This window comes from Comamonas sp. GW821-FHT11H03, from assembly GCF_058807955.1.
Genome location: NZ_JBXARF010000001.1, coordinates 898,331 through 917,828 on the forward strand (window position 1 = coordinate 898,331; position 19,498 = coordinate 917,828).

Sequence of the window (19,498 nt, forward strand, 5' to 3'; positions counted from 1 at the left end):
CTCAGGTGGTGCCTTCATGTCAGCCGCCGGCACGCTGCAGCGCGGCACGCACGGCGGCTTCATCGGGACGGCGCCAGCGCGCGCAGACATGCTGGTCGGGGCGCAGCAGATAGCTGGTGCCCGGGCGCGCATCCAGGCGCTGCGCCGCCAGACCCTGCGCATCCAGCAGATCGGCCTGGTCGGCATGCACATCGCCCTCGGCGGCTATCGAGAGATTGAGCACGCCGCCAAGCTCTCGCGCCCAGGTCGGCGTGGGACCGAAATGCAGCAACGTGAAATCGCTGCCAAGTGCGCGCAGCAGCCAAGTTGTGGCAGCGTCGCCGGGACGTCGCATGGGCGCGTCGCTGAGTACAGCGCCAGGCAGTTGCGAACCCGCGAACTCCTCGCTGTCCGGTGTGTTGAGCGGCGAGTGATGCAGCGTGGCCGGCACCGACAGGCGCCCGCTGTTGACGATGCGGCGCGCAAACTCATGCTCGCGCGCCAGCTCCAGCGCCGCATCGCGAAACAGCCGGCTGATCTCGCTCTTGGGCGTGATGAAGTCGGTGGCGCGTGTGGAGTTGCGGATGTTCTCGTCGGCCGCGTATTCGCGCTCGGCGCCGTAGGTCGCGATCAGCGCAGCGCCGGCCTGGCCGCGCAGCACGCGGTCGAGCTTCCAGGCCAGGTTTTCGGCATCCTGCACGCCGCTGTTGGCACCGCGCGCGCCGAAGGGCGAGACGCCATGCGCGCTGTCGCCCGCGAAGACCACGCGGCCGTGGACGAAGCGGTCCATGCGCAGGCAGGCAAAGGTGTAGACGCTGGCCCATTCGAGCTCGAAGTGCGCGTCCTTGCCCAGCAGGGCGCGGATGCGCGGCAGGATGTTCTCGGGCTTTTTCTCCTCCTCGGGATCGGCCTCCCAGCCCAGCTGGAAGTCGATGCGCCAGACATCGTCGGGCTGGCGGTGCAGCAGCACGCTCTGGCCCGGATGAAACGGCGGATCGAACCAGAACCAGCGCTCGGTCGGAAAATCCGCATGCATCTTCACATCGGCAATCAGAAACCGGTCGCGGAAGATGCGGCCATGGCTTTCCTGGCCCAGCAAGCCGCGCAAGGGCGAGCGCGAGCCGTCGCAGGCCAGCACCCACTGGGCATCGATCCGGTACTCGCCCTCGGGCGTTTCCACGCTCACCAGGGCACCGTCGTCTCGCGGCACCAGCGCCGTGACTTTGTTGTGCCAGCGCAGGTCGATCAGCGGCAGCTGCAGGGCGCGCTCGACCAGATAGGCTTCGGCGTAGTACTGCTGCAGATTGATGAAGGCCGGGCGCTCGTGACCGGCTTCGGGCAGCAAGTCGAACTGGTAGAGCGACTGATCCCTGGCAAACACCTTGCCCAGATTCCAGGACACGCCCTTGTCCACCATGGGCTGGCCCACGCCCAGGCGGTCCCAGATCTCCAGCGTGCGTTTGGAAAAGCAGATGGCGCGCGAGCCTGTGGACAGCTTGCAGTCGTTGTCCAGCACCACCACCGGCTGGCCGCGCTGCGCCAGATCGATGGCCAGAGACAGGCCCACGGGCCCGGCGCCGACGACGACCACGGGGTGGCGAGCCGGCACATCGGCATCCTGGTCCGCATGCCGCCGATAGGGAATCTGGATGGACTGAATGTCGGCGGCGCTGCCGCGCAGGGCCTCAGGAGCAATGGCTGGGTTGGACATGGCGTTCATCGGTGCGCAAACCTTGAAAAGCGTGGATCTGTTCTTTGGGGCAAAAGTCACCCCTCCGGCTCTTTGCGGCCGGATTTAGACTGTGTTTTTTGATAGCTACTACCGCTTGTCAGTCAACGAATTCAATATCTTTTCCACTTGAATTCCTTGTACTCAAAGCGCAAGCAGCTCCTGTTTTTGAAAGATTTACCGTGGACCGCCGCACCTGCGCAGGAAACTGTCAGCCAGGCGGCCCGGGTGGCGACTAGCCTTCCAGCGCCAGCCACATCTCGCGGTCGCGCTCGGCGGTCCAGATGCGCGGGTCGGCATGGCCCGATGCCTCGTCATAGGCGCGCGTCACATCGAACGGCATGCAGTGGTTGAAGATCACCCAATGGCCGTATTTGGGCTGCAGCTTGGCAAAGGCTGCCTCGTAGACCTTGCGCAGGTCCTGGCGCGCATCGGCGCCGGCCTTGACCTCGGCCCACAGGTCGCTGATGAAATTGCGCGTGCCCGCCAGGCCGGCCTGCACTTCGGCCGCGTTCTGCAGTGCCGCACCGCGGCCGGGCACCAGCTTTTCGGGCTTCAGCGCGGCGATGGCATCCAGCGTCTGCGGCCAGTCCTGGAAGTAGGCATCGCCGGCATAGGGCGTGGCATCGAACTCGACCAGATCGCCGCTGAACAGCACCTTCTCCTGCGGCAGCCAGACCACGGTATCGCCCTTGGTGTGGCCACGGCCCAGTTGCAGGATCTGCACCTCGAGCTTGCCCAGCCACAGCGTCATCTTGCCGGTGAAGGTCATGGTCGGCCAGGTCATGCCCTCGGGCACGCTCTCGACGTTCTGGAACAGGCGCGGAAAGCGCCCGATCTCGCTGGCCTTGTCCTGCTCGCCGCGCTCGACGATGAGGTCGTAGGTGTCCTGGCTGGCAATGATGTGCTCGGCGCCGTAGGCCGAGGCACCCAGCACGCGCACCGCGTGGTAATGCGACAGCGTGACGTATTTGATGGGCTTGTCCGTGACCTCGCGAATGCGGCGGATCACGTCCTCGGCCATGACGGGCGTGGCCTGGGTGTCGATGACCATCACGGCATCCTCGCCAATGATGATGCCGGTGTTGGGGTCGCCCTCGGCCGTGTAGGCATAGGCATGTTCGGAGAGCTTGTCGAAGCTCACCTTCTTGACTTCAAGGTCGGCGGCGGAGGCAAAGGTCTTGGTGTTCATCGTTGCAATCTCTTTGTTTTAAACAAACGCATTCATCTTTATCGAATTCCTGAATGCTAGATATAAATTCAACATTGCACAATTGATTTGTCATAGTGAAAAACCCTGGAGGGTTTCCAGCCACCGTTCCCCGTCACAATGCCGTCATGCCTCACGCCAACACCTCTTCGACCGACGCCCGTTTATCGCTTGACACCTGTGACGACGAGCCCACGCGCGCACCGCGCGGCATACAGAGCGTGGAGGTCGGCGGCCAACTGCTCAAGGTGCTGGCGCGCACGGGCCGGCGCATGGCGCTCAAGGATCTGGCACGCGAGGCCGAGATGACGGCGGCCAAGGCCCACCCCTATCTGGTGAGCTTTTGCAAGCTGGGCCTGATGGAGCAAGATCGCGTCAGCGGCCATTACGGCCTGGGGCCGCTGGCCATTCAGATGGGGCTCATCAGCCTGCAGCAGGCCGACCCTGTGCGCATGGCGATTGCTGATTTGCCCGCCCTGGCGCAAGAGGTGGGCTACACCGTGTCGGTTTCCATGTGGAGCGGCCAGGGGCCGACCATCATCCGCGTCGAGGAAGGCCCGACCCATGTCTATGTGGCCATGCGCCACGGCACGCCGGCCTCCTTGCGCCATACCGCCACGGGCAAGATTTTTGCGGCTTTCGGCGACCCGGCCCGTATCGCACCGCTGCTGCAGGCCGAAGGCCACAGCCTGGACGAGCCGGCGTTTGCCAAGGAGCTGGACTCCATTCGCAGCAACCACCTGAGCGTGGTCGAGAACCAATTGCTCTCCGGCGTAAGCGCGCTGGCGGTGCCTGTGTTTGACGGCTTCGGCCACTTGGTGCTGGCGATTGCCGCCATCGGCCCTTCGGTCACGCTGACGCTGGACCCCGCCGGTCTGCCGGCCCGCAAGCTGCAGGCCCAGGCGCGCCAGCTGTCCCAGCGCCTCGGAGCCCCGGCTGCGCTGACCGGGGCCTGATCACAGACCTAGGTTCTGTAACCCAGCGAAGCGCTGATACTGCGCGCCTCCTGGCATACAGCCTGGGCAATGCGGCCCTGCGGATCGGGGTCGAAACCGCCGCTGGCCCCCAGCGCGCAGAGCACGGCCACCACATGGCCGTGGTAGTCAAACAAAGGGGCAGCAACGGCGCTGATGCCGGGCAGATTCAGGTCCCGGATCGCCGCACAGCCGGCTGCGCGAATCTCACTGCGCAGCTGCTCCAGAGGCTTGCTGGCATGCAGCAGGCGGCGATGCTCGGGGCTGGCTGCCTCCAGCTCACGCGCCAGCAGCGCCTGGACCTCTGGCTGCGGCTCCATGAAGGCAAAGAATGCCCGCCCCGTGGCCGACCACAGCATGGACATGACCGAGCCCACACGCACATTGACGGTAATGGGCAGGCTGGGCTCCTCGAAACGCACGATGGTGGGCCCCATATTGCCCATGACCGCGACAAAACTCGTGACCTGCAAGGACTCGCGCAGATGCTGCAAAGCGGGCTCGGACATGCGCACAGGATCGTTCTGGCGCATCGCAGCCAGGCCGATATGGATGGCCTCGCGTCCGAGCGCGTACTGGGTGCCGCCACGATCCTGCTCCACCAGACCTTCGGCCATGAGACTGGCCAGATAGCGATGCACCTTGGCCGGACTTTCATCGACGGCAGCTCCGATGGCCGTGAGACTGGCACGCCCGCCCAGCCCGGCCAGAGCCTTGAGCACGGCCAGACAGGTCTCTGCTGCCTGCACACGCTGGCGACGCTGATCCGGCTCTTGCCGGGCATTGTGCGACGCCACTGCTGCTGCTGGGCTGGCTGCTTGCCGCTTGGCCATAGCCAAGGTCTTCTTCTCGATTTTCATAGCTGGTTGCGCCTGTCTCGTAAGCCGTTGAAGACATTTTCACGCATGTCTCATGCTGGCTTTCGGGTAATCCCTTGAAGCATATTTACGCTATGCGTATAAAAATTACGCAAAACAATTTCCGTATTAAAGCGGAACCGCAGGCGGAGTGAAGCTTGGTTAACCCGCAGGCAAACAACACCACAGCCCAGGAGACACCCTCAATGAAAAAACGCCTCTTCACCGCCTCGGTTCTGGCCACCAGCATGCTCTGGCTGGCCGCAGCCCCTGGCGCCGCCGTGGCCCAGGACAAGTACCCGAGCAAGAGCGTGCGCTGGATCGTGCCCTACGCCGCAGGCGGCGGCTCGGACTTCCTGGCCCGCACCATAGGCCAGGCCTGGGGTGCCCAGGCCCATCAGCCCATCGTCGTGGACAACCGCCCGGGCGGCAATACGGCCATCGGCGCCTCGGAGACCGCGCGCGCACCGGCCGACGGCTATACCGTGCTGTCGGCCGACAACGGCACGCTGATCTTCAATCCCGTGCTCTACAAGAGCCTGAGCTACAACCCCGGCAAGGACCTCATGCCCGTCACGCTCATGGGTCGCTTTCCCATGATTTTGGTGGCCGGCCCCGCCGAGAAGGCCAAGACTGCCAAGGAGTTCATTGCCGCCGCCAAGGCCAGTGCCGAGGGCGTGAACTACGGCTCCGCCGGTGCGGGCAGCCCCCATCATCTGGCTATGGAACTGCTCAGGTCCGAGGCCGGCCTCAAGCTCGCCCATGCGCCCTATCGCGGTGCGGCTCCGGCGCTGGCAGATGTGGCGGGCGGTCAGATTCCCGTGATGATGGTGGACCTGGCTGCCGGCGCCGGCTTCATCAAGGGCGGCAAGGTGCGCCCCCTGGCCGTGGCCAATGCCACGCGTCTGCCCCAGCTGCCCGATGTACCCACCTTCGGCGAGCTGGGCCTGCCCAGCGTGCAGGCTGCGGCCCTGGTCGGCATGGTGGCCCCGGCCAAGACACCGGCCAATGTCGTCACGGCGCTGAACAAGCAGGTGGTCGCCGCCATCAACGAGCCTGCCGTCAAGCAAAAGCTCATCGACTTCGGCGTGGAGCCCGTGGGCAACACGCCCGAGCAGTTCCAGGCGCTGATCCACAGCGAAAGCGCACGCTGGCAAAAGCTGATCAAGGATCTGAACATCACGCTGGACTGAGACTGCCCCCTGAGTCGCTTCGCGCCTTCCCCCAATGGGGGACGACAGCCTCGCTGCCTCTCTTTAGCGAGCGCGCCAGTTTTGCAGACCAGGAACGACGTTCGTAGCGCAAGCTTTGCAAGCGCAGAGGCTGGCGGCAGGCCGCCTTTGCACGCCCTATGGATGGTTGCCCCGTCCACCTGCCACCCCATGAGATAGCCATGACCATTTCCACCCCCAGCCGTTGCCCCATCGATCACAGCCAGTTCGGCAAGCCCACCGGCCAGAGCGGCCCCACGGGCTGCCCCATCAGCCACGGGGCCGCCAGCTTCGATCCCTTTGCCGACGGCTACCAGCAGGACCCGCCCGAATATGTGCGCTGGGCACGCGAGCAGGAGCCGGTGTTCTACAGCCCGCAGCTGGGCTACTGGGTGGTCACGCGCTTTGACGACATCAAGGCCATCTTCCGCGACAACCTGACCTTCAGCCCCTCGATCGCACTGGAGAAGATCACGCCCACGGGCGACGAAGCCAACGCCGTGCTCGCCAGCTACGGCTTTGCGCTCAACCGTACCCTGGTCAATGAGGACGAGCCCGCCCACATGCCGCGCCGCCGCGCGCTGATGCAGCCCTTCACGCCCGAGGCACTCAAACACCATGAGCCCATGGTGCGCCAGTTGGCTCGCGAATATGTGGACCGCTTCATCGACGACGGCCGCGCCGATCTGGTCGATCAGATGCTGTGGGAGGTGCCGCTCACCGTGGCCATGCATTTCCTGGGCGTGCCTGCAGACGATATGGACACGCTGCGCCAGTACAGCATTGCCCACACCGTCAACACCTGGGGACGCCCCCGGGCCGAAGAGCAGGTGGCCGTGGCCCATGCCGTGGGCAATTTCTGGCAGCACGCAGGCCGGATTCTCGACAAGATGCGTGCCGATCCCGAGGCCGAGGGCTGGATGCAATACGGCATTCGCAAGCAAAAGGAGCTGCCCGAGGTCGTCACCGACTCCTATCTGCACTCGATGATGATGGCCGGCCTGGTCGCCGCGCACGAGACCACGGCCAACGCCACGGCCAATGCCGTCAAACTGCTGCTGCAGCACCCCAAGGTCTGGCAGGAGATCTGTGCCGATCCCTCGCTGATCCCCAACGCCGTGGAGGAATGCCTGCGCCACAACGGCTCGGTGGCCGCCTGGCGGCGTCTGGCCACCAAGGATGTGGTGATCGGCGGCCAGGCCATTGCGGCCGGCAGCAAGCTGCTCATCGTCACCTCCTCGGCCAACCACGACGAGCAGCACTTTGTCGATGCCGACCTGTTCGACATACACCGCGACAATGCCAGCGATCACCTGACCTTCGGCTATGGCTCCCACCAGTGCATGGGCAAGAATCTGGCGCGCATGGAAATGCAGATCTTCCTCGAGGAATTCACACGCCGCCTGCCCCATATGCAGCTGGCCGAGCAACGCTTCACCTATGTGCCCAACACCTCGTTCCGAGGCCCCGAACACCTGTGGGTGCAATGGGATGCAAGCCGCAACCCCGAGCGCGCCAACCCCGCCGTGCTGACCGAGCAGCAGCCCGTGCGCATCGGCGAATCCTCCCAAGGCGGCGTCAGCCGCAGCATGTTGGTGGAGAGCACCGAGCTGATTGCGCAGGACGTGCTGCGCGTGCGCCTCAAGGCGCCCGACGGGCGCGATCTGCCGCGCTGGACGCCGGGCTCGCATATCGATCTGCACTGCGGCGACACCGGCATCTCGCGCCAGTACTCGCTATGCGGCGATCCGCAGCAAGCGGATACCTACGAGATCGCCGTGCTGCGCGAGGAGCACAGCCGTGGCGGCTCGGCCTGGGTGCATGGCGTGCTGCAGGCCGGCATGAAGGTGCAGATGCGCGGCCCGCGCAACCACTTCAAGCTCGACGAAGGCGCGCAGCAGCTGATTCTTGTCGCCGGCGGCATCGGCATCACGCCGATTGCGGCCATGGCGGCTCGCGCCCAGGCCTTGGGCATTCCCTATGAAATCCACTACAGCTGCAGTCAGCGCGAGCGCATGGCGCTGTTGAATGCCTTGCAGGCAAGGCATGGCGAGCGTCTGCAGATCTATGTGGGCGCGCAGGGCCGGCGAGCCAACTACCAGACACTGCTGGCCGAGGTCAGGCCCGGCGCACAGATCTATGCCTGCGGTCCGCAGCGCATGCTCGACGGGCTGGCTGAGGCCAGCCATCACTGGCCCGAGGACAGCCTGCGCGTGGAGCATTTCTCCAGCACTCTGGGAGCCCTCGACCCGGACAAGGAGCACGGCTTTGAAGTCGAGCTGCGCGAATCCGGCATCACGCTGCAGGTGCGCAACGATGAAACCCTGCTCGATGCGCTGCGCAGCGCCAACATCGATATCGAGTGCGACTGCCGCGAAGGCCTGTGCGGCTCCTGCGAGGTGCCGGTGCTCGAAGGCGATATCGATCATCGCGACATGGTGCTGACCCGCGCCGAGCGCGCGGCCTGTACCAAGATGATGAGCTGCTGCTCGCGCGCCAGGACGCAGGAGTCCAAAATCGTTCTGGCGCTGTAGCGCCCCCGGCGGGTAGCCCCAGGCGGGTAGCCCCCGGCGGGCAGGCACCGCCTGGCTGCTGTGCCGAGGCCAAGCATGGCTTGTGCCTAGAATCACTGCCCATATGGGCCTGTTGCAAATACTGCTGATTCTTGTGTGGGCGCCGACTGCAGCGCTCATCGCCTTCGTGCTCACCAGCTGGCTAGGCCATGGCGCGCAAGCCATCTGGAACGCCGTGACTCGCGTTCAAGCCGACGAGCGCTCGACCTGGCCGCTGCTGCTGGGCGGCGTGGCGGCCCTGACTGGCATGGTGGGGGCCGTCATCACCTTTCCGAACCAGGCCGTCATGCGCCATGCGTTTGACAAGCTGCTGGGCTATGGCTCCACACGTGTGGAGATCACGCTGCGCCAGGACGATGCCGCCACGCGCCAGGCCCTGGTGCAGACGCTGCGCCCCTTCATGGAGATCGGCGGGCGCGAGATCCGCTACCGCGTCTCCACGCGCCACGGCAGCCATACCGAAACCGACGAAGTGCCCAGCTACTACCGCTTCGAGAACGGGCGCCTGGAGATCGCCACAGGCGGCATCGTCAGCAGCGACAGACTGTCCGTGATGCAGCCCGGCTTCAAGGCCCTGGCGCAATTTCCCACGGTCGCCGCCATCGACGCCAGCGTGGCGGCCACCGTGCGCCTGGGCAAGGCACGGATAGCCGTGGAGATGCTGCCGCGCACGGCAATGCTGGTCCACGGTGACGCCGCCAAGGATTTGCCAAGCCTGCTGCGCCCCGCCGCCCCGGCCCGTTGCCATCTGGAGGTGCAGGCGCTGTTCTCCACAGATGCCTTCAGGCTGCTGATGTTCGCGGGCCGGGTCTCGGGCGAGGTCCAGATCCATGCCGGCCCCGATACCGCCCTGCGCGACACGCAGTACCCACTGGTCGGCATGGGCCTGGTGCCGGGCAGCAACGGGCGCAGCGTCAAGGAGCTGGAGACCGATGCCACCCGCATCTATGGCGTGCTGAGGCTGTTGCCGCCGGGCTTGAATCCCGATGTCATGGACTGCGATACCGCCCTGGGACGCATGAGCGACCCGGCCCTGATGGCTGCCGCCATGCTGTCCACATTTCCCGGCCTGCAAGGACGGGTGAATGGCATAGAGACCACGCCTTCAGGCTCCTTCTCGCCCTGGCACAACCGCGGCTGGACGGCCGTGCCGCCTGGCACGCGCGCGCAAGGGGGAACACGCGCCGAGGCCGGCACGCGCAGTTGCTCTCAGGAGCAATACCGCCACACACGCGCCCGCCTGGCCATGGTCGAGGAGCGCTGCATGGAACGCGACCCGCAAGCCGGCAGTGCCGCCTGTGCCCGCGTGCGCGAGCGACTGGACTGGAGCCGGGCCGAGCTGGCCCGGTGCACCGGCCGATCGGTGCCTTGAAACCCGGCCCTGCCTCAGCGCCAGGCCTTTGGGGATGCCGGGATGCAGCAGTCGCAGATCGGACCGGAGCTGGCTCACATGGACCAGATTCTCGGAGTGCCGCCCTGCAGGCCCCAGAGTTCTTTTCTCCAGAAACCCCATACGGTTTTCCACAGCATCATCACAGGCTCAACCACAGGTGATGCACAGCGCAGAACCAGCATGTTTTCATTGGAAGCAGTGACCCCGCTCAACACCACCGGGGCGGCCTGTGCAAGCAGCTCCTGCGTGCCCTCCAGCAAGGCTTCGCGCTGATGGCGCGTCATGGCTGAGCCACTGGCAAAGATCAGACTGCCCAGGCAGCGATGCCCGGCCAGTCCCAGATCGCCATCGAGCAGCAGCGCATCCTGCGCGTTGACCACGCCGCGCTCCAGGAAACGGCCCGGCCACTCAATGTGCTGCTCGAAGATGCCGGACTCATAGGGCTGGGCGGCCAGTGGCAGACCCAGCGCCGTCACATCCCAGGTCAGCAGCTGCGCGTCTTCGGCAAGCTCGAACTCCAGATGGTTGACCGCATCGCAGGCGTTGTACGCGATTGCCTCCAGCGGCAGCCACTCCAGCCTCGCACCGGGGTCCAGGCGCAGCCGGGTGCGCTGCATGGCCTGCTTGCCGTTGCTTTTGTAAAAGCGCGTGGCGCCAGGCGTGGTGACCAGCGCATGCGCACCTTCTGCGACATGGACATCAATGTCCAGCACATCGCCGCCCACCAGACCGCCCGGCGGGTGCACCAGCACGTTGTGGCAGATGGCTGGCCCCTCGGGATACAGACTTTTGAGGATGCGCAGCGGACCATCGTGTGTGAAATGCACCGAGGTCTTGCCAGCCTGCAGGGAATAGTTCAGCGCCAGTTGCGCATGCCAGGTCATTGTCGTTCTTGCCTCTTCAAGCAGGCCTGCCGCTCAGGCCCGGGTAGCTCAGCTCTTTTGCTTACTAACTCATGAAAATTCATTCGTTGTTGCAAGGCTGCCGCACTTCTACAGTGCTTCAGCACGCCAGCGCGCAAAGCGCATGGCGGTTGATTTCAGGAGCTTTCATGTCGGCCAGTACCGTAACTCATTCCCGCCTGCCTCGCACTCTGGCCCCATGGCTGACATCGATGGCGGTGCTGTGCTGCACGCTGGCAACGGGCCCTGCTGCCGCGCAATCCGGCGGTGCAGCGGCCCCGACCTGGAAGCCCGGCAAGTCCACGGAATTCATTGTCCCCAGCGGTGCCGGCGCGGCGCTGGATCTGGCGGCCCGCAAGCTCACCGAGTTGCTGGCACGCGATGGGCATGCACCGCAGTTCGTGGTCAGCAACAAATCTGGCGCGCATGCGATCTCCGCGCTGGAGAGCCTGCACCGCCACCCTGGCGACGCCCACACGCTGATGACGCTGAGCACCAGCTACGGCAACAGTCTGGCGCAGAACGCCCTGCCCGCGCATCTGCAAAAAGGCACGCCGCTGGTGACCTTGCTGCGCGAGTTCACCACGGTGGTCGTGCGTGCGGATTCGCCGCTGCGCAATGCACAGGACCTGATCGCTCAGCTGCGCCAGGACCCCGAGAAATACTCCATCGGCATCGCCACCACGCTGGGCAATCACATCCATCTGGGCGTGGCCCAGCCCTTGCAGCAAGGCGGCGTGAACATCCAGAAGCTGCGCATCGTGCCCTACAAGTCCTCCGCCGAATCCATGGTGGCGCTGGCCGGCGGCCATCTCGATGTGGTCTCGGCCACCACGCCGAACCTGCTGCCCTATCTGCAGTCGGGCCGCGTGCGCGTGCTGGCGATTGCCGCCGACAAGCGGCTTGAAGGCGTGTTCGCCCAGTCGCCCACCTGGAAGGAGCAGGGCATCGACTATGTCAGCGACTCGTTTCAGGGCGTGATGACGGCACCCGGTGCCAGCACCGCGCAACAGGCCTACTGGGTGAACGCGCTGCGCAAGGTTTCCGAAACCCGGGAATGGAAGGAGTTTGTAGCGCTGAACCAATGGGAGCCGGTGTTTCTCGGTCCGCAGGACACGGCTCGCGCACTGCATGCCCAGGTCGAACGCAACCATGCGCTTCTCTCCGAGCTGGGTCTGCTGCCGGCCAGCACCTCCCGTATTGCCCAGGCGCGCTGAAGCACCGCTGCCACAAGGAACAAGCCCATGAACATGCCCCTGCCCCACGCTCCGCTGCAGCATCTGGACGAACGCCTGAGCTCTGCCAGCCACATCACTCCACATATCAGCATCGCGCCGCAATCGGCGCATATCGGCGCGCTGATCAGCGGCGTCAATCTGAAGCAGGCATTGAGCGCCGCCGAAGTGCACACCATTCGCTCGGCATTGCTGCGCTGGAAGGTGATCTTCTTTCGCGACCAGCACCTCAGCCACGCGCAGCAGATCGCCTTTTCGCGCCAGTTTGGCGAGCTGACGCCCGGCCACCCCGTCTTCGGTCATGTCGAAGGCTTTCCCGAGCTGTATTCGATTGCCAAGCACCGCAAGGCCAACCGCCACAGCGGCCAGGCCGAACAGCGCCCCTGGACCGGCTGGCATGCCGATGTGACGGCCGCCCACAACCCGCCTGCCGCGTCGATTCTGCGCGGCGTGACGATTCCGCCCTATGGCGGCGACACGCAATGGACCAATCTGGCAGCCGCCTACGAAGCGCTCTCCAAACCGCTGCAGGCCTTCTTGCAGGGCCTGCGCGGCGAGCACCGCTTCAGCGCACCGCAGGGAGCCACGGCATCGCAGGAATATCTGGATCTGGTGCGCGACAACACCCTGATCAGCGAACACCCGCTGGTCACCATTCATCCCGAGACCGGCGAGAAAGTGCTCTACATCAGTCCCGGCTTTCTCAAGTCCATCGTGGAACTCTCCACCCGCGAATCGCGCGTGCTGCTGGAGCTGCTCTGGGAGCATGCCGTGAGCAGCGAGTTCACCGTGCGCTTCAAGTGGGAGCCCGGTTCGCTGGCCTTCTGGGACAACCGCTCCACGGCCCATGTGGCACCACAGGATATTTTTGCGCTGGAGTTCGATCGCCAGCTCTACCGCACCACGCTGGTGGGCGAAGTCCCCCGGGGTGCCGACGGCCGCGCCAGCACTGCCATACAGGGCAATCCGGTGCTGGCCGCGCACGGCGCAGCGTATTGACGAAATGAGTTGTCCTGCAGGCATGGCCTGAGGCTTTGAGGTGCCGCTTGCGGCACCTTTTTTTCTTCGCCCGCTGTTCAAATCGCCACCAGCGAGCGCACATTCTTCTCCTGCATCTCGCTGCCCGGGCCCGATGCGATCACCTCGCCGCGCTCCATCACCACATAGTGATCGGCCAGCTCCTCGGCAAAGTCGTAGTACTGCTCGCACAGCAGGATGGCCATATCGCCGCGATTGGCCAGCATGCGGATCACGCGGCCGATGTCCTTGATGATGCTGGGCTGTATGCCCTCGGTGGGCTCATCCAGGATCAGGATCTTGGGCTGCGGCGCCAGCGCTCGCGCAATGGCCAGTTGCTGCTGCTGGCCACCCGAGAGATCGCCGCCACGGCGGTGCAGCATCTGCCCCAGCACGGGGAACAGCTCGTACAGCTCGCCCGGAATCCGGGTGCCTGCCGAGCAATAGGACAGGCCCATGCGCAGATTGTCTTCCACCGACAGGCGCGAGAAGATTTCGCGCCCCTGGGGCACATAGCCGATGCCGCTGCGCGCGCGCTCGTAGGGCGTCTTGCGCGCGATATCGCGGCCCTGCCATTCAATGCCGCCGCTTCTGATAGGCACCAGCCCCATCAGGCTTTTGAGCAAGGTGGTCTTGCCCACGCCGTTGCGGCCCAGCAGCACCGTAACCTTGCCGATCTCGGCCGTGAAATTCACGTCACGCAGAATGTGCGAGCCGCCGTAGTACTGATGCAGGTTCTGAACTTTAAGCATTTTTGACCTCTAACGCTTACACAACAAGCGCAAGCAGCTATCTTTTTTCAATAGCCTGCTTCGATAAACATGGCGCACAAAACCGGCGCGGCCCATCGGCGGACGCCGAGCAAAGGCCGCCCCGCAGCGACGGTGTCGCCCCCTCCAGCGAAGCGAGAGAGGGGGAAGGCGCGGGGCCGCCCAGACAAAGCGCCTCAGGGGGTCATCTCCCAAGGTACACCTCGATCACTCGCTCGTCGGCCTGCACCTGGGCCAACGTTCCCTCGGCCAGCACCGAGCCATCGCAAAGCACCGTGACCTTCTCGCTGATGGTGTCGATAAAGCTCATGTCGTGCTCCACCACCATCAGCGAATGCTTGCCCTTGAGCGTCAGAAACAGCTCGGCCGTACGCACCGTTTCCTCGTCGGTCATGCCGGCCACGGGCTCGTCGAGCAGCAGCAGCCTGGGCTCCTGCACCAGCAGCATGCCGATCTCCAGCCACTGCTTCTGACCGTGACTGAGCAGGCCGGCCTGGCGCGTGACGCTGGCCGCCAGATGAATGGTGTGCAGCACCTCGGCAATGCGGTCCTTGTGCGCGCCGCTGAGCTTGAACCGCATGGAGGAGGCAATGCCCTTGTGGGTCTTGAGCGCCAGCTCCAGGTTCTCGAACACGCTGAGCTGCTCGAACACCGTGGGCTTCTGGAACTTGCGGCCTATGCCCATGGCGGCGATCTCGGGCTCCTTGTAGCGCAGCAGGTCGATGGTGGAGCCGAAGAACACCGTGCCGCTGTCGGGCCGGGTCTTGCCGGTGATGATGTCCATCATCGTGGTCTTGCCCGCGCCGTTGGGGCCGATGATGCAGCGCAGTTCGCCGGGCGCGATATCGAGACTCAGACCGTTGATGGCCTTGAAGCCGTCGAAGCTCACATGCACGTCTTCGAGATAGAGAATTCGGCCGTGAGTCACATCCACTTCACCGGCAATCACGGGGCGCGCCAGACTGGCGTTGCGACCGCCGGATTCGGTGCGCAGCGCGGCTTCGCGCTGCTGGTAGGAGGCCAGGCGCTGCTCGCCTTCCTGCATCAGATCGGGGGTCATGCGCGGGCTCCTTTCAGCGGGTCGGCGACAGCGCGTTCGCTGGCTTTGCGGGCCAGGGCAGCAGCGGCTTGGTTCAGCTCGGATTGCGTCTGCGCATTGCGCTTCTCACGCCACTGGCGAAGCTGCTGCGGCAGGCGAATCAGGCCGCCCGGCATGAACAGCGTCACGACGATGAACAGCGCACCCAGCACATACAGCCAGTACTCGGGCGCGGCCACGGTGAGCCAGCTCTTGCCGCCGTTGACGGCAAACGCGCCGATGATGGGGCCGACCAGCGAGGCACGTCCGCCCACGGCCGTCCACACCGCCATTTCGATGGAATTGCCCACGCTCATCTCGCTGGGGTTGATGATGCCCACCTGGGGCACATACAGCGCGCCCGCCAGGCCGCACATCATGGCCGAGATGACCCAGATCGACAGCTTGTAGGGCAGCGGGTTGTAGCCACAGAACATGGTGCGCGATTCGGCATCGCGCACGGCCTGCAGCACGCGGCCATACTTGCTTCGTATCAGCCAGCGCGAGAACAGAAAGCAGCCCAGCAGCGCCAGCCCCGACAGCGCGAACAGCAGCACATGCATGGCTTGCGAGTTGACGGAAAACCCCAGCAGGGTCTTGAAGCCCGTGAAGCCGTTGTTGCCGCCAAAGCCGGTCTCGTTGCGGAAGAACAGCAGCATGGCGGCATAGGTCAGGGCCTGGGTGATGATGGAGAAATACACACCCTTGATGCGCGAGCGAAAGGCAAAGTAGCCGAACAGCCCGCCGATCAGGCCCGGCACCAGGAACACCAGCAACACGGTGGCGGCAAAGCTGCCCGACAGCGCCCAGTGCCAGGGCAGCTCCTTCCAGTCCAGAAACCCCATGAAGGCGGGCAAGGCATCGGGGCCTGCGGCCTCGCGCATCAGGTACATGCCCATCACATAGCCGCCCAGCGCGAAGAACAGGCCGTGGCCCAGGCTCAGGATGCCGGTATAGCCCCAGATCAGGTCAATCGCCAGCGCGCAGATCGCATAGCACATGAACTTGCCCAGCAGGCCCAGCATGTAGTCGGACAGGTGCAGCGAACTGTCCTCGGGGACCCACAGATTGAGTGCGGGAGCCACGGCGCAGACCATGGTCAGGGCCAGCAGAAATGCCGTCCAGCCCTTGGCGGATAGCAGCGGCGCGGGCTTGGGCAGTTCGATGGGTATGAATTGGGTTGTCATCTCAGTTTTCCCTCAAGTCGAGCAAGGCACATGGCCTGCGCAGCTGGCGCGGCCCAGGTACGAGACACCGAGCAAGGGCCGCCCCGCAGCGAGGGTGTCGTCCCCTGCCCGCAGCGCGCAGCAATGCGAGAGCGGGGGAGGTCGCGAAGCGACCCAGGGGGTGTTTCATGTTTCCGCACTGCGGCCCTTCAAGGCAAAGATGCCTTGCGGACGCTTTTGAATAAAGACCACGATGAACAGCAGCACGGCGATCTTGGCCAGCACGGCGCCGGTCCAGCCTTCCAGCAGCTTGCTGAGCACGCCCAGACCCAGAGCCGCGTAGACGGTGCCCGCCAGTTGCCCCACACCGCCCAGCACCACCACCAGGAAGCTGTCCACAATGTAGTTCTGCCCCAGATCCGGGCCCACATTGCCGATCTGGCTCAGGGCGCAGCCGGCAAGACCGGCGATACCGGAGCCCAGTGCAAACGCATAGGTGTCGGTGCGTGCCGTGTTGACGCCCACACAGGAAGCCATGGCGCGGTTCTGCGTCACGCCACGCACGAACAGGCCCAGCCGCGTTCTGGCGATCATGAAGGCCACGCCCGCCAGCACGGCGAACGCAAAGACGATGATGGCGATGCGGTTGTAGGGCAGCGTCAGATTGGGCAGCAGCGCAATCCCGCCGCTCATCCAGACGGGGTTTTCCACGCCCACGTTCTGCGCTCCGAAGAGGCTGCGCACGGTTTGCTGCAGCACCAGGCTGATGCCGAAGGTGGCCAGCAGGGTCTCCAGCGGGCGGCCGTAGAGGAAGCGGATCACGCCGCGCTCCAGCACCGCGCCCACCAGCGCCGAGGCCAGAAAAGCCACGGGAGCCGCCACCACCAGATACCAGCCAAACACGGCCTCGGGCAGCCAGCGCTGGAATGCGACCTGCACCAGATAGGTGGCATAGGCACCGATCATGATCAGCTCGCCGTGCGCCATGTTGATGACGCCCATCAGGCCGTAGGTGATGGCCAGACCCAGCGCCGCCAGCAACAGCACCGAGCCCAGGCTGATGCCGCTGAAAACGGCACCCAGCCTGTCCCCCCAGGCCAGGCCTTCGGCAATGCCGGCCAGCGCGGCCCTGATGGCTTTTTGCACGCCGGGATCGGACTCTTCGGACAGGCGCTGGTTCAACAGCAACTGCGTCTCCGGCGTCTGCTGGCGCGACAGTTGCTGCACCGCCTTCAGACGCTGCTGCACGTCGTCGCTGCCCAGCAGGCTGGCAGCCAGGCTGCGCTCCAGCAGGGCTCTGACCTGCCCGTCCTGTTCAGCGGCCAGCGCTTTTTCGATCAGCGGCAGGCGCGCTGCATCGGGTTCTGCGGCCAGCTTTTCTGCAGCCGAGCGGCGCTGCTGCACATCGCCGCTTTGCAGCGCCAGCGCCGCCAGCGCGGTGTCGATCACGCCGCGCATGTAATTGTTGTTGACGACTTCTTCGGCATCGGCGGGCAAGACCCGCTTGTCGCCCGTGACCGGGTCCGTGGCGGCATCTCCCGTCACCACAAACACCTTGCCGCCTGCCACGCGCACCTCGTCACCCGAGAGTGCCGCCAGATAGGCCGACAGACGCCCGCCATCGGCCTGCGCCGCCGGATCCACTACGGCCTGATTAATGGCCTGCGCACGTTGTTCGGCATCATCGGCTACAGCCATGGCATATGCCTGCTCTGCAGTCAGCGCATGACTGGAAAAGCTCAGTAAGGCACCGAGGCTGGCAACCACCGCCCATACCCATGGCTTGTGCGTGAATTTCATCGTATCGACCTAGCAATAGAAGCTCAGTTCATTGCGCTTAGAACAGACATGCTCTGTTTCAGTAACAGCAAGCAAGGGCCGCCCCGCAGCGAGGCTGTTGTCCCCCTCCCGCATTGCCAAGCAATGCGAGAGAGGGGGAAGGCGCGCAGCGCCTCAGGGGGCGTCTTTCTTCTTGTCGTTACCTTCGATATACGGGCTCCAGGGCTGGGCCTTGACCGGACCCTTGGTCTTCCAGACCACGCTGAACTGGCCGTCGGCCTTGATCTCGCCGACCATCACGGGCTTGTGCAGATGGTGATTCTTTTCGTCCATCTTCAGCGTGAAGCCACTGGGTGCGGCAAAGGTCTGGCCGGCCATGGCGGCAATCACCTTGTCGGTATCCGTGCTCTTGGCTTTCTCCACGGCCTGCTTCCACATGTGGATGCCGACCCAGGTGGCCTCCATCGGGTCGTTGGTCAGCGGCTTGTCCTTGTGGCCGGCGATGTTCTTGGCCTTGGCGTAATCGCCCCACTGCTTGATGAAGGCCGTGTTGGTCGGGTTCTTCACGCTCATGAAGTAGTTCCATGCCGCCAGGTGACCGACCAGAGGCTTGGTGTCCACGCCACGCAGCTCCTCCTCACCCACGCTGAAGGCCACGACCGGTACATCCTTGGCCTTGAGGCCGGCATTGCCCAGCTCCTTGTAGAAGGGCACGTTGGAGTCGCCATTGATGGTGGAGATCACCGCCGTCTTGCCGCCCGTGGAGAACTTCTTCACATCGGCCACGATGGTCTGGTAGTCGCTGTGGCCAAAGGGAGTGTAGGTTTCCATGATGTCGGAATCCTTGACACCCTTGGACTTGAGGAAGGCACGCAAAATCTTGTTGGTGGTGCGCGGGTACACATAGTCCGTGCCCAGCAGCACAAAGCGCTTGGCACCGCCGCCTTCCTTGCTCATCAGGTACTCGACAGCGGGAATCGCCTGCTGGTTGGGCGCGGCGCCGGTGTAGAAGACGTTCTTGGAGAGTTCCTCGCCCTCGTACTGCACGGGGTAGAACAGCAGGCCGTTGTTCTGCTCGAACACCGGCAGCACGGATTTGCGCGACACGCTGGTCCAGCAGCCGAAGACCACGGCCACCTTGTCCTGGGTGATCAGCTGCTTGGCCTTTTCGGCAAACAGCGGCCAGTTGGAGGCGGGATCCACCACCACGGGCTCCAGCTTCTTGCCCATCACGCCGCCCTTGGCATTGATGTCCTCGATGGCCATCAGCACCGTGTCCTTGAGCACGGTCTCGGAGATGGCCATGGTGCCCGAGAGGCTGTGCAACACTCCCACCTTGATGGTGTCTGCAGCCAGCACCTGAGAAGTCAATCCCAGGCCCAGAGCCATGGATGCAGCCAGTGTTGTGAGGGTTCCGCGACGATTCATTTCAGCACTCCCAGGAGGTTTTGTTCGGTCACATTGACCGCAAAACCTGAAGTGCAATTACCGTGCCAGCACCCTGGCCCGGGCACTGCGGCCATCGGCGCTGCTGCCTCTTTGGGGCCAGGCGCGGCCCGAATGCCTCTTCCTGCGCTCAGTACCGGCCGCCCGCGAGCACCATTGCAGTGCCGCATGCACCAGAT

Annotated in this window: 15 protein-coding genes; 6 read left to right on the forward strand and 9 right to left on the reverse strand. The window is 64.6% G+C overall.

What is annotated here, in order from left to right; all coding sequences use genetic code 11:
* Positions 1-19: 19 nt before the first annotated feature.
* Positions 20-1,690 carry an FAD-dependent oxidoreductase gene (locus tag AC1RTQ_RS04220; RefSeq protein ID WP_492874468.1) on the reverse strand — a complete coding sequence of 557 codons (1,671 nt, stop codon included), beginning with the start codon at positions 1,688-1,690 and terminating at the stop codon, positions 20-22.
* Between the two features lie 253 nt (positions 1,691-1,943).
* Positions 1,944-2,900, reverse strand: a complete 957-nt coding sequence (locus tag AC1RTQ_RS04225; RefSeq protein WP_302088737.1) for an MBL fold metallo-hydrolase — start codon at positions 2,898-2,900, stop codon at positions 1,944-1,946.
* 146 nt (positions 2,901-3,046) lie between these two features.
* Between AC1RTQ_RS04225 and AC1RTQ_RS04230 the strand changes: the two genes are divergently transcribed.
* Positions 3,047-3,874, forward strand: coding sequence for an IclR family transcriptional regulator (locus AC1RTQ_RS04230; protein WP_492874469.1), 828 nt, complete (start codon positions 3,047-3,049; stop codon positions 3,872-3,874).
* 8 nt (positions 3,875-3,882) lie between these two features.
* Here the strand turns inward: AC1RTQ_RS04230 and AC1RTQ_RS04235 are convergent, their stop codons facing one another.
* Positions 3,883-4,752: an IclR family transcriptional regulator gene (locus AC1RTQ_RS04235; RefSeq protein ID WP_492874470.1), complete on the reverse strand. Its 870-nt coding sequence runs from the start codon at positions 4,750-4,752 to the stop codon at positions 3,883-3,885.
* Positions 4,753-4,955: 203 nt separating this feature from the next.
* On the opposite strand from AC1RTQ_RS04235, the gene AC1RTQ_RS04240 reads away from it, so the two are divergent.
* From AC1RTQ_RS04240 to AC1RTQ_RS04250, 3 genes are all read left to right on the forward strand, one after another.
* Positions 4,956-5,942, forward strand: a complete 987-nt coding sequence (locus tag AC1RTQ_RS04240) for a Bug family tripartite tricarboxylate transporter substrate binding protein (RefSeq protein ID WP_492874471.1) — start codon at positions 4,956-4,958, stop codon at positions 5,940-5,942.
* Between the two features lie 200 nt (positions 5,943-6,142).
* Positions 6,143-8,494 (forward strand): cytochrome P450/oxidoreductase, encoded by a 2,352-nt coding sequence (locus AC1RTQ_RS04245; RefSeq protein ID WP_492874472.1) that lies wholly within the window; start codon positions 6,143-6,145, stop codon positions 8,492-8,494.
* A gap of 82 nt (positions 8,495-8,576) precedes the next feature.
* Positions 8,577-9,905, forward strand: coding sequence for a hypothetical protein (locus AC1RTQ_RS04250; RefSeq protein ID WP_492874473.1), 1,329 nt, complete (start codon positions 8,577-8,579; stop codon positions 9,903-9,905).
* 74 nt (positions 9,906-9,979) lie between these two features.
* On the opposite strand, the gene AC1RTQ_RS04255 is transcribed toward AC1RTQ_RS04250, so the two are convergent.
* Positions 9,980-10,810 (reverse strand): urease accessory protein UreD, encoded by an 831-nt coding sequence (locus tag AC1RTQ_RS04255; protein WP_492874474.1) that lies wholly within the window; start codon positions 10,808-10,810, stop codon positions 9,980-9,982.
* Between the two features lie 167 nt (positions 10,811-10,977).
* Between AC1RTQ_RS04255 and AC1RTQ_RS04260 the strand changes: the two genes are divergently transcribed.
* Both AC1RTQ_RS04260 and AC1RTQ_RS04265 read left to right on the forward strand, forming a co-directional pair.
* The gene (locus tag AC1RTQ_RS04260) at positions 10,978-12,045 is read left to right on the forward strand and encodes a tripartite tricarboxylate transporter substrate binding protein (RefSeq protein ID WP_492874475.1); all 1,068 of its coding nucleotides are present in this window, start codon (positions 10,978-10,980) and stop codon (positions 12,043-12,045) included.
* Positions 12,046-12,072: 27 nt separating this feature from the next.
* On the forward strand, positions 12,073-13,062 hold the full coding sequence (locus tag AC1RTQ_RS04265) for a TauD/TfdA dioxygenase family protein (RefSeq protein WP_492874476.1): 990 nt from the start codon (positions 12,073-12,075) through the stop codon (positions 13,060-13,062).
* Positions 13,063-13,139: 77 nt separating this feature from the next.
* Here AC1RTQ_RS04265 and urtE read toward each other — a convergent pair whose 3' ends face one another.
* From urtE to urtA, 5 genes are all read right to left on the reverse strand, one after another.
* On the reverse strand, positions 13,140-13,832 hold the full coding sequence (urtE, locus tag AC1RTQ_RS04270) for an urea ABC transporter ATP-binding subunit UrtE (RefSeq protein ID WP_302088728.1): 693 nt from the start codon (positions 13,830-13,832) through the stop codon (positions 13,140-13,142).
* Positions 13,833-14,034: 202 nt separating this feature from the next.
* A complete protein-coding gene (gene urtD, locus AC1RTQ_RS04275; protein ID WP_302088727.1) occupies positions 14,035-14,910 on the reverse strand; it encodes an urea ABC transporter ATP-binding protein UrtD in 876 nt (291 codons plus the stop codon).
* On the reverse strand, positions 14,907-16,115 hold the full coding sequence (gene urtC / locus AC1RTQ_RS04280; protein ID WP_492874477.1) for an urea ABC transporter permease subunit UrtC: 1,209 nt from the start codon (positions 16,113-16,115) through the stop codon (positions 14,907-14,909). Before urtC ends, urtD begins: the two co-directional genes overlap by 4 nt.
* A 165-nt stretch (positions 16,116-16,280) precedes the next feature.
* Positions 16,281-17,894, reverse strand: a complete 1,614-nt coding sequence (urtB, locus tag AC1RTQ_RS04285) for an urea ABC transporter permease subunit UrtB (protein ID WP_492874478.1) — start codon at positions 17,892-17,894, stop codon at positions 16,281-16,283.
* A gap of 153 nt (positions 17,895-18,047) precedes the next feature.
* Positions 18,048-19,301 carry an urea ABC transporter substrate-binding protein gene (gene urtA / locus AC1RTQ_RS04290; RefSeq protein WP_492874479.1) on the reverse strand — a complete coding sequence of 418 codons (1,254 nt, stop codon included), beginning with the start codon at positions 19,299-19,301 and terminating at the stop codon, positions 18,048-18,050.
* Positions 19,302-19,498: the final 197 nt, after the last annotated feature.

Coding starts and splice junctions, on each gene's coding strand:
- urtE (WP_302088728.1), bottom strand. CDS start 13,832: ATGCTTAAAGTTCAGAACCTGCATCAGTACTACGGCGGCTCGCACATT.
- AC1RTQ_RS04220 (WP_492874468.1), bottom strand. CDS start 1,690: ATGTCCAACCCAGCCATTGCTCCTGAGGCCCTGCGCGGCAGCGCCGCC.
- urtD (WP_302088727.1), bottom strand. CDS start 14,910: ATGACCCCCGATCTGATGCAGGAAGGCGAGCAGCGCCTGGCCTCCTAC.
- AC1RTQ_RS04255 (WP_492874474.1), bottom strand. CDS start 10,810: ATGACCTGGCATGCGCAACTGGCGCTGAACTATTCCCTGCAGGCTGGC.
- AC1RTQ_RS04245 (WP_492874472.1), top strand. CDS start 6,143: ATGACCATTTCCACCCCCAGCCGTTGCCCCATCGATCACAGCCAGTTC.
- AC1RTQ_RS04235 (WP_492874470.1), bottom strand. CDS start 4,752: ATGAAAATCGAGAAGAAGACCTTGGCTATGGCCAAGCGGCAAGCAGCC.
- AC1RTQ_RS04225 (WP_302088737.1), bottom strand. CDS start 2,900: ATGAACACCAAGACCTTTGCCTCCGCCGCCGACCTTGAAGTCAAGAAG.
- AC1RTQ_RS04265 (WP_492874476.1), top strand. CDS start 12,073: ATGAACATGCCCCTGCCCCACGCTCCGCTGCAGCATCTGGACGAACGC.
- urtB (WP_492874478.1), bottom strand. CDS start 17,894: ATGAAATTCACGCACAAGCCATGGGTATGGGCGGTGGTTGCCAGCCTC.
- AC1RTQ_RS04260 (WP_492874475.1), top strand. CDS start 10,978: ATGTCGGCCAGTACCGTAACTCATTCCCGCCTGCCTCGCACTCTGGCC.
- AC1RTQ_RS04240 (WP_492874471.1), top strand. CDS start 4,956: ATGAAAAAACGCCTCTTCACCGCCTCGGTTCTGGCCACCAGCATGCTC.
- AC1RTQ_RS04230 (WP_492874469.1), top strand. CDS start 3,047: ATGCCTCACGCCAACACCTCTTCGACCGACGCCCGTTTATCGCTTGAC.
- urtA (WP_492874479.1), bottom strand. CDS start 19,301: ATGAATCGTCGCGGAACCCTCACAACACTGGCTGCATCCATGGCTCTG.
- urtC (WP_492874477.1), bottom strand. CDS start 16,115: ATGACAACCCAATTCATACCCATCGAACTGCCCAAGCCCGCGCCGCTG.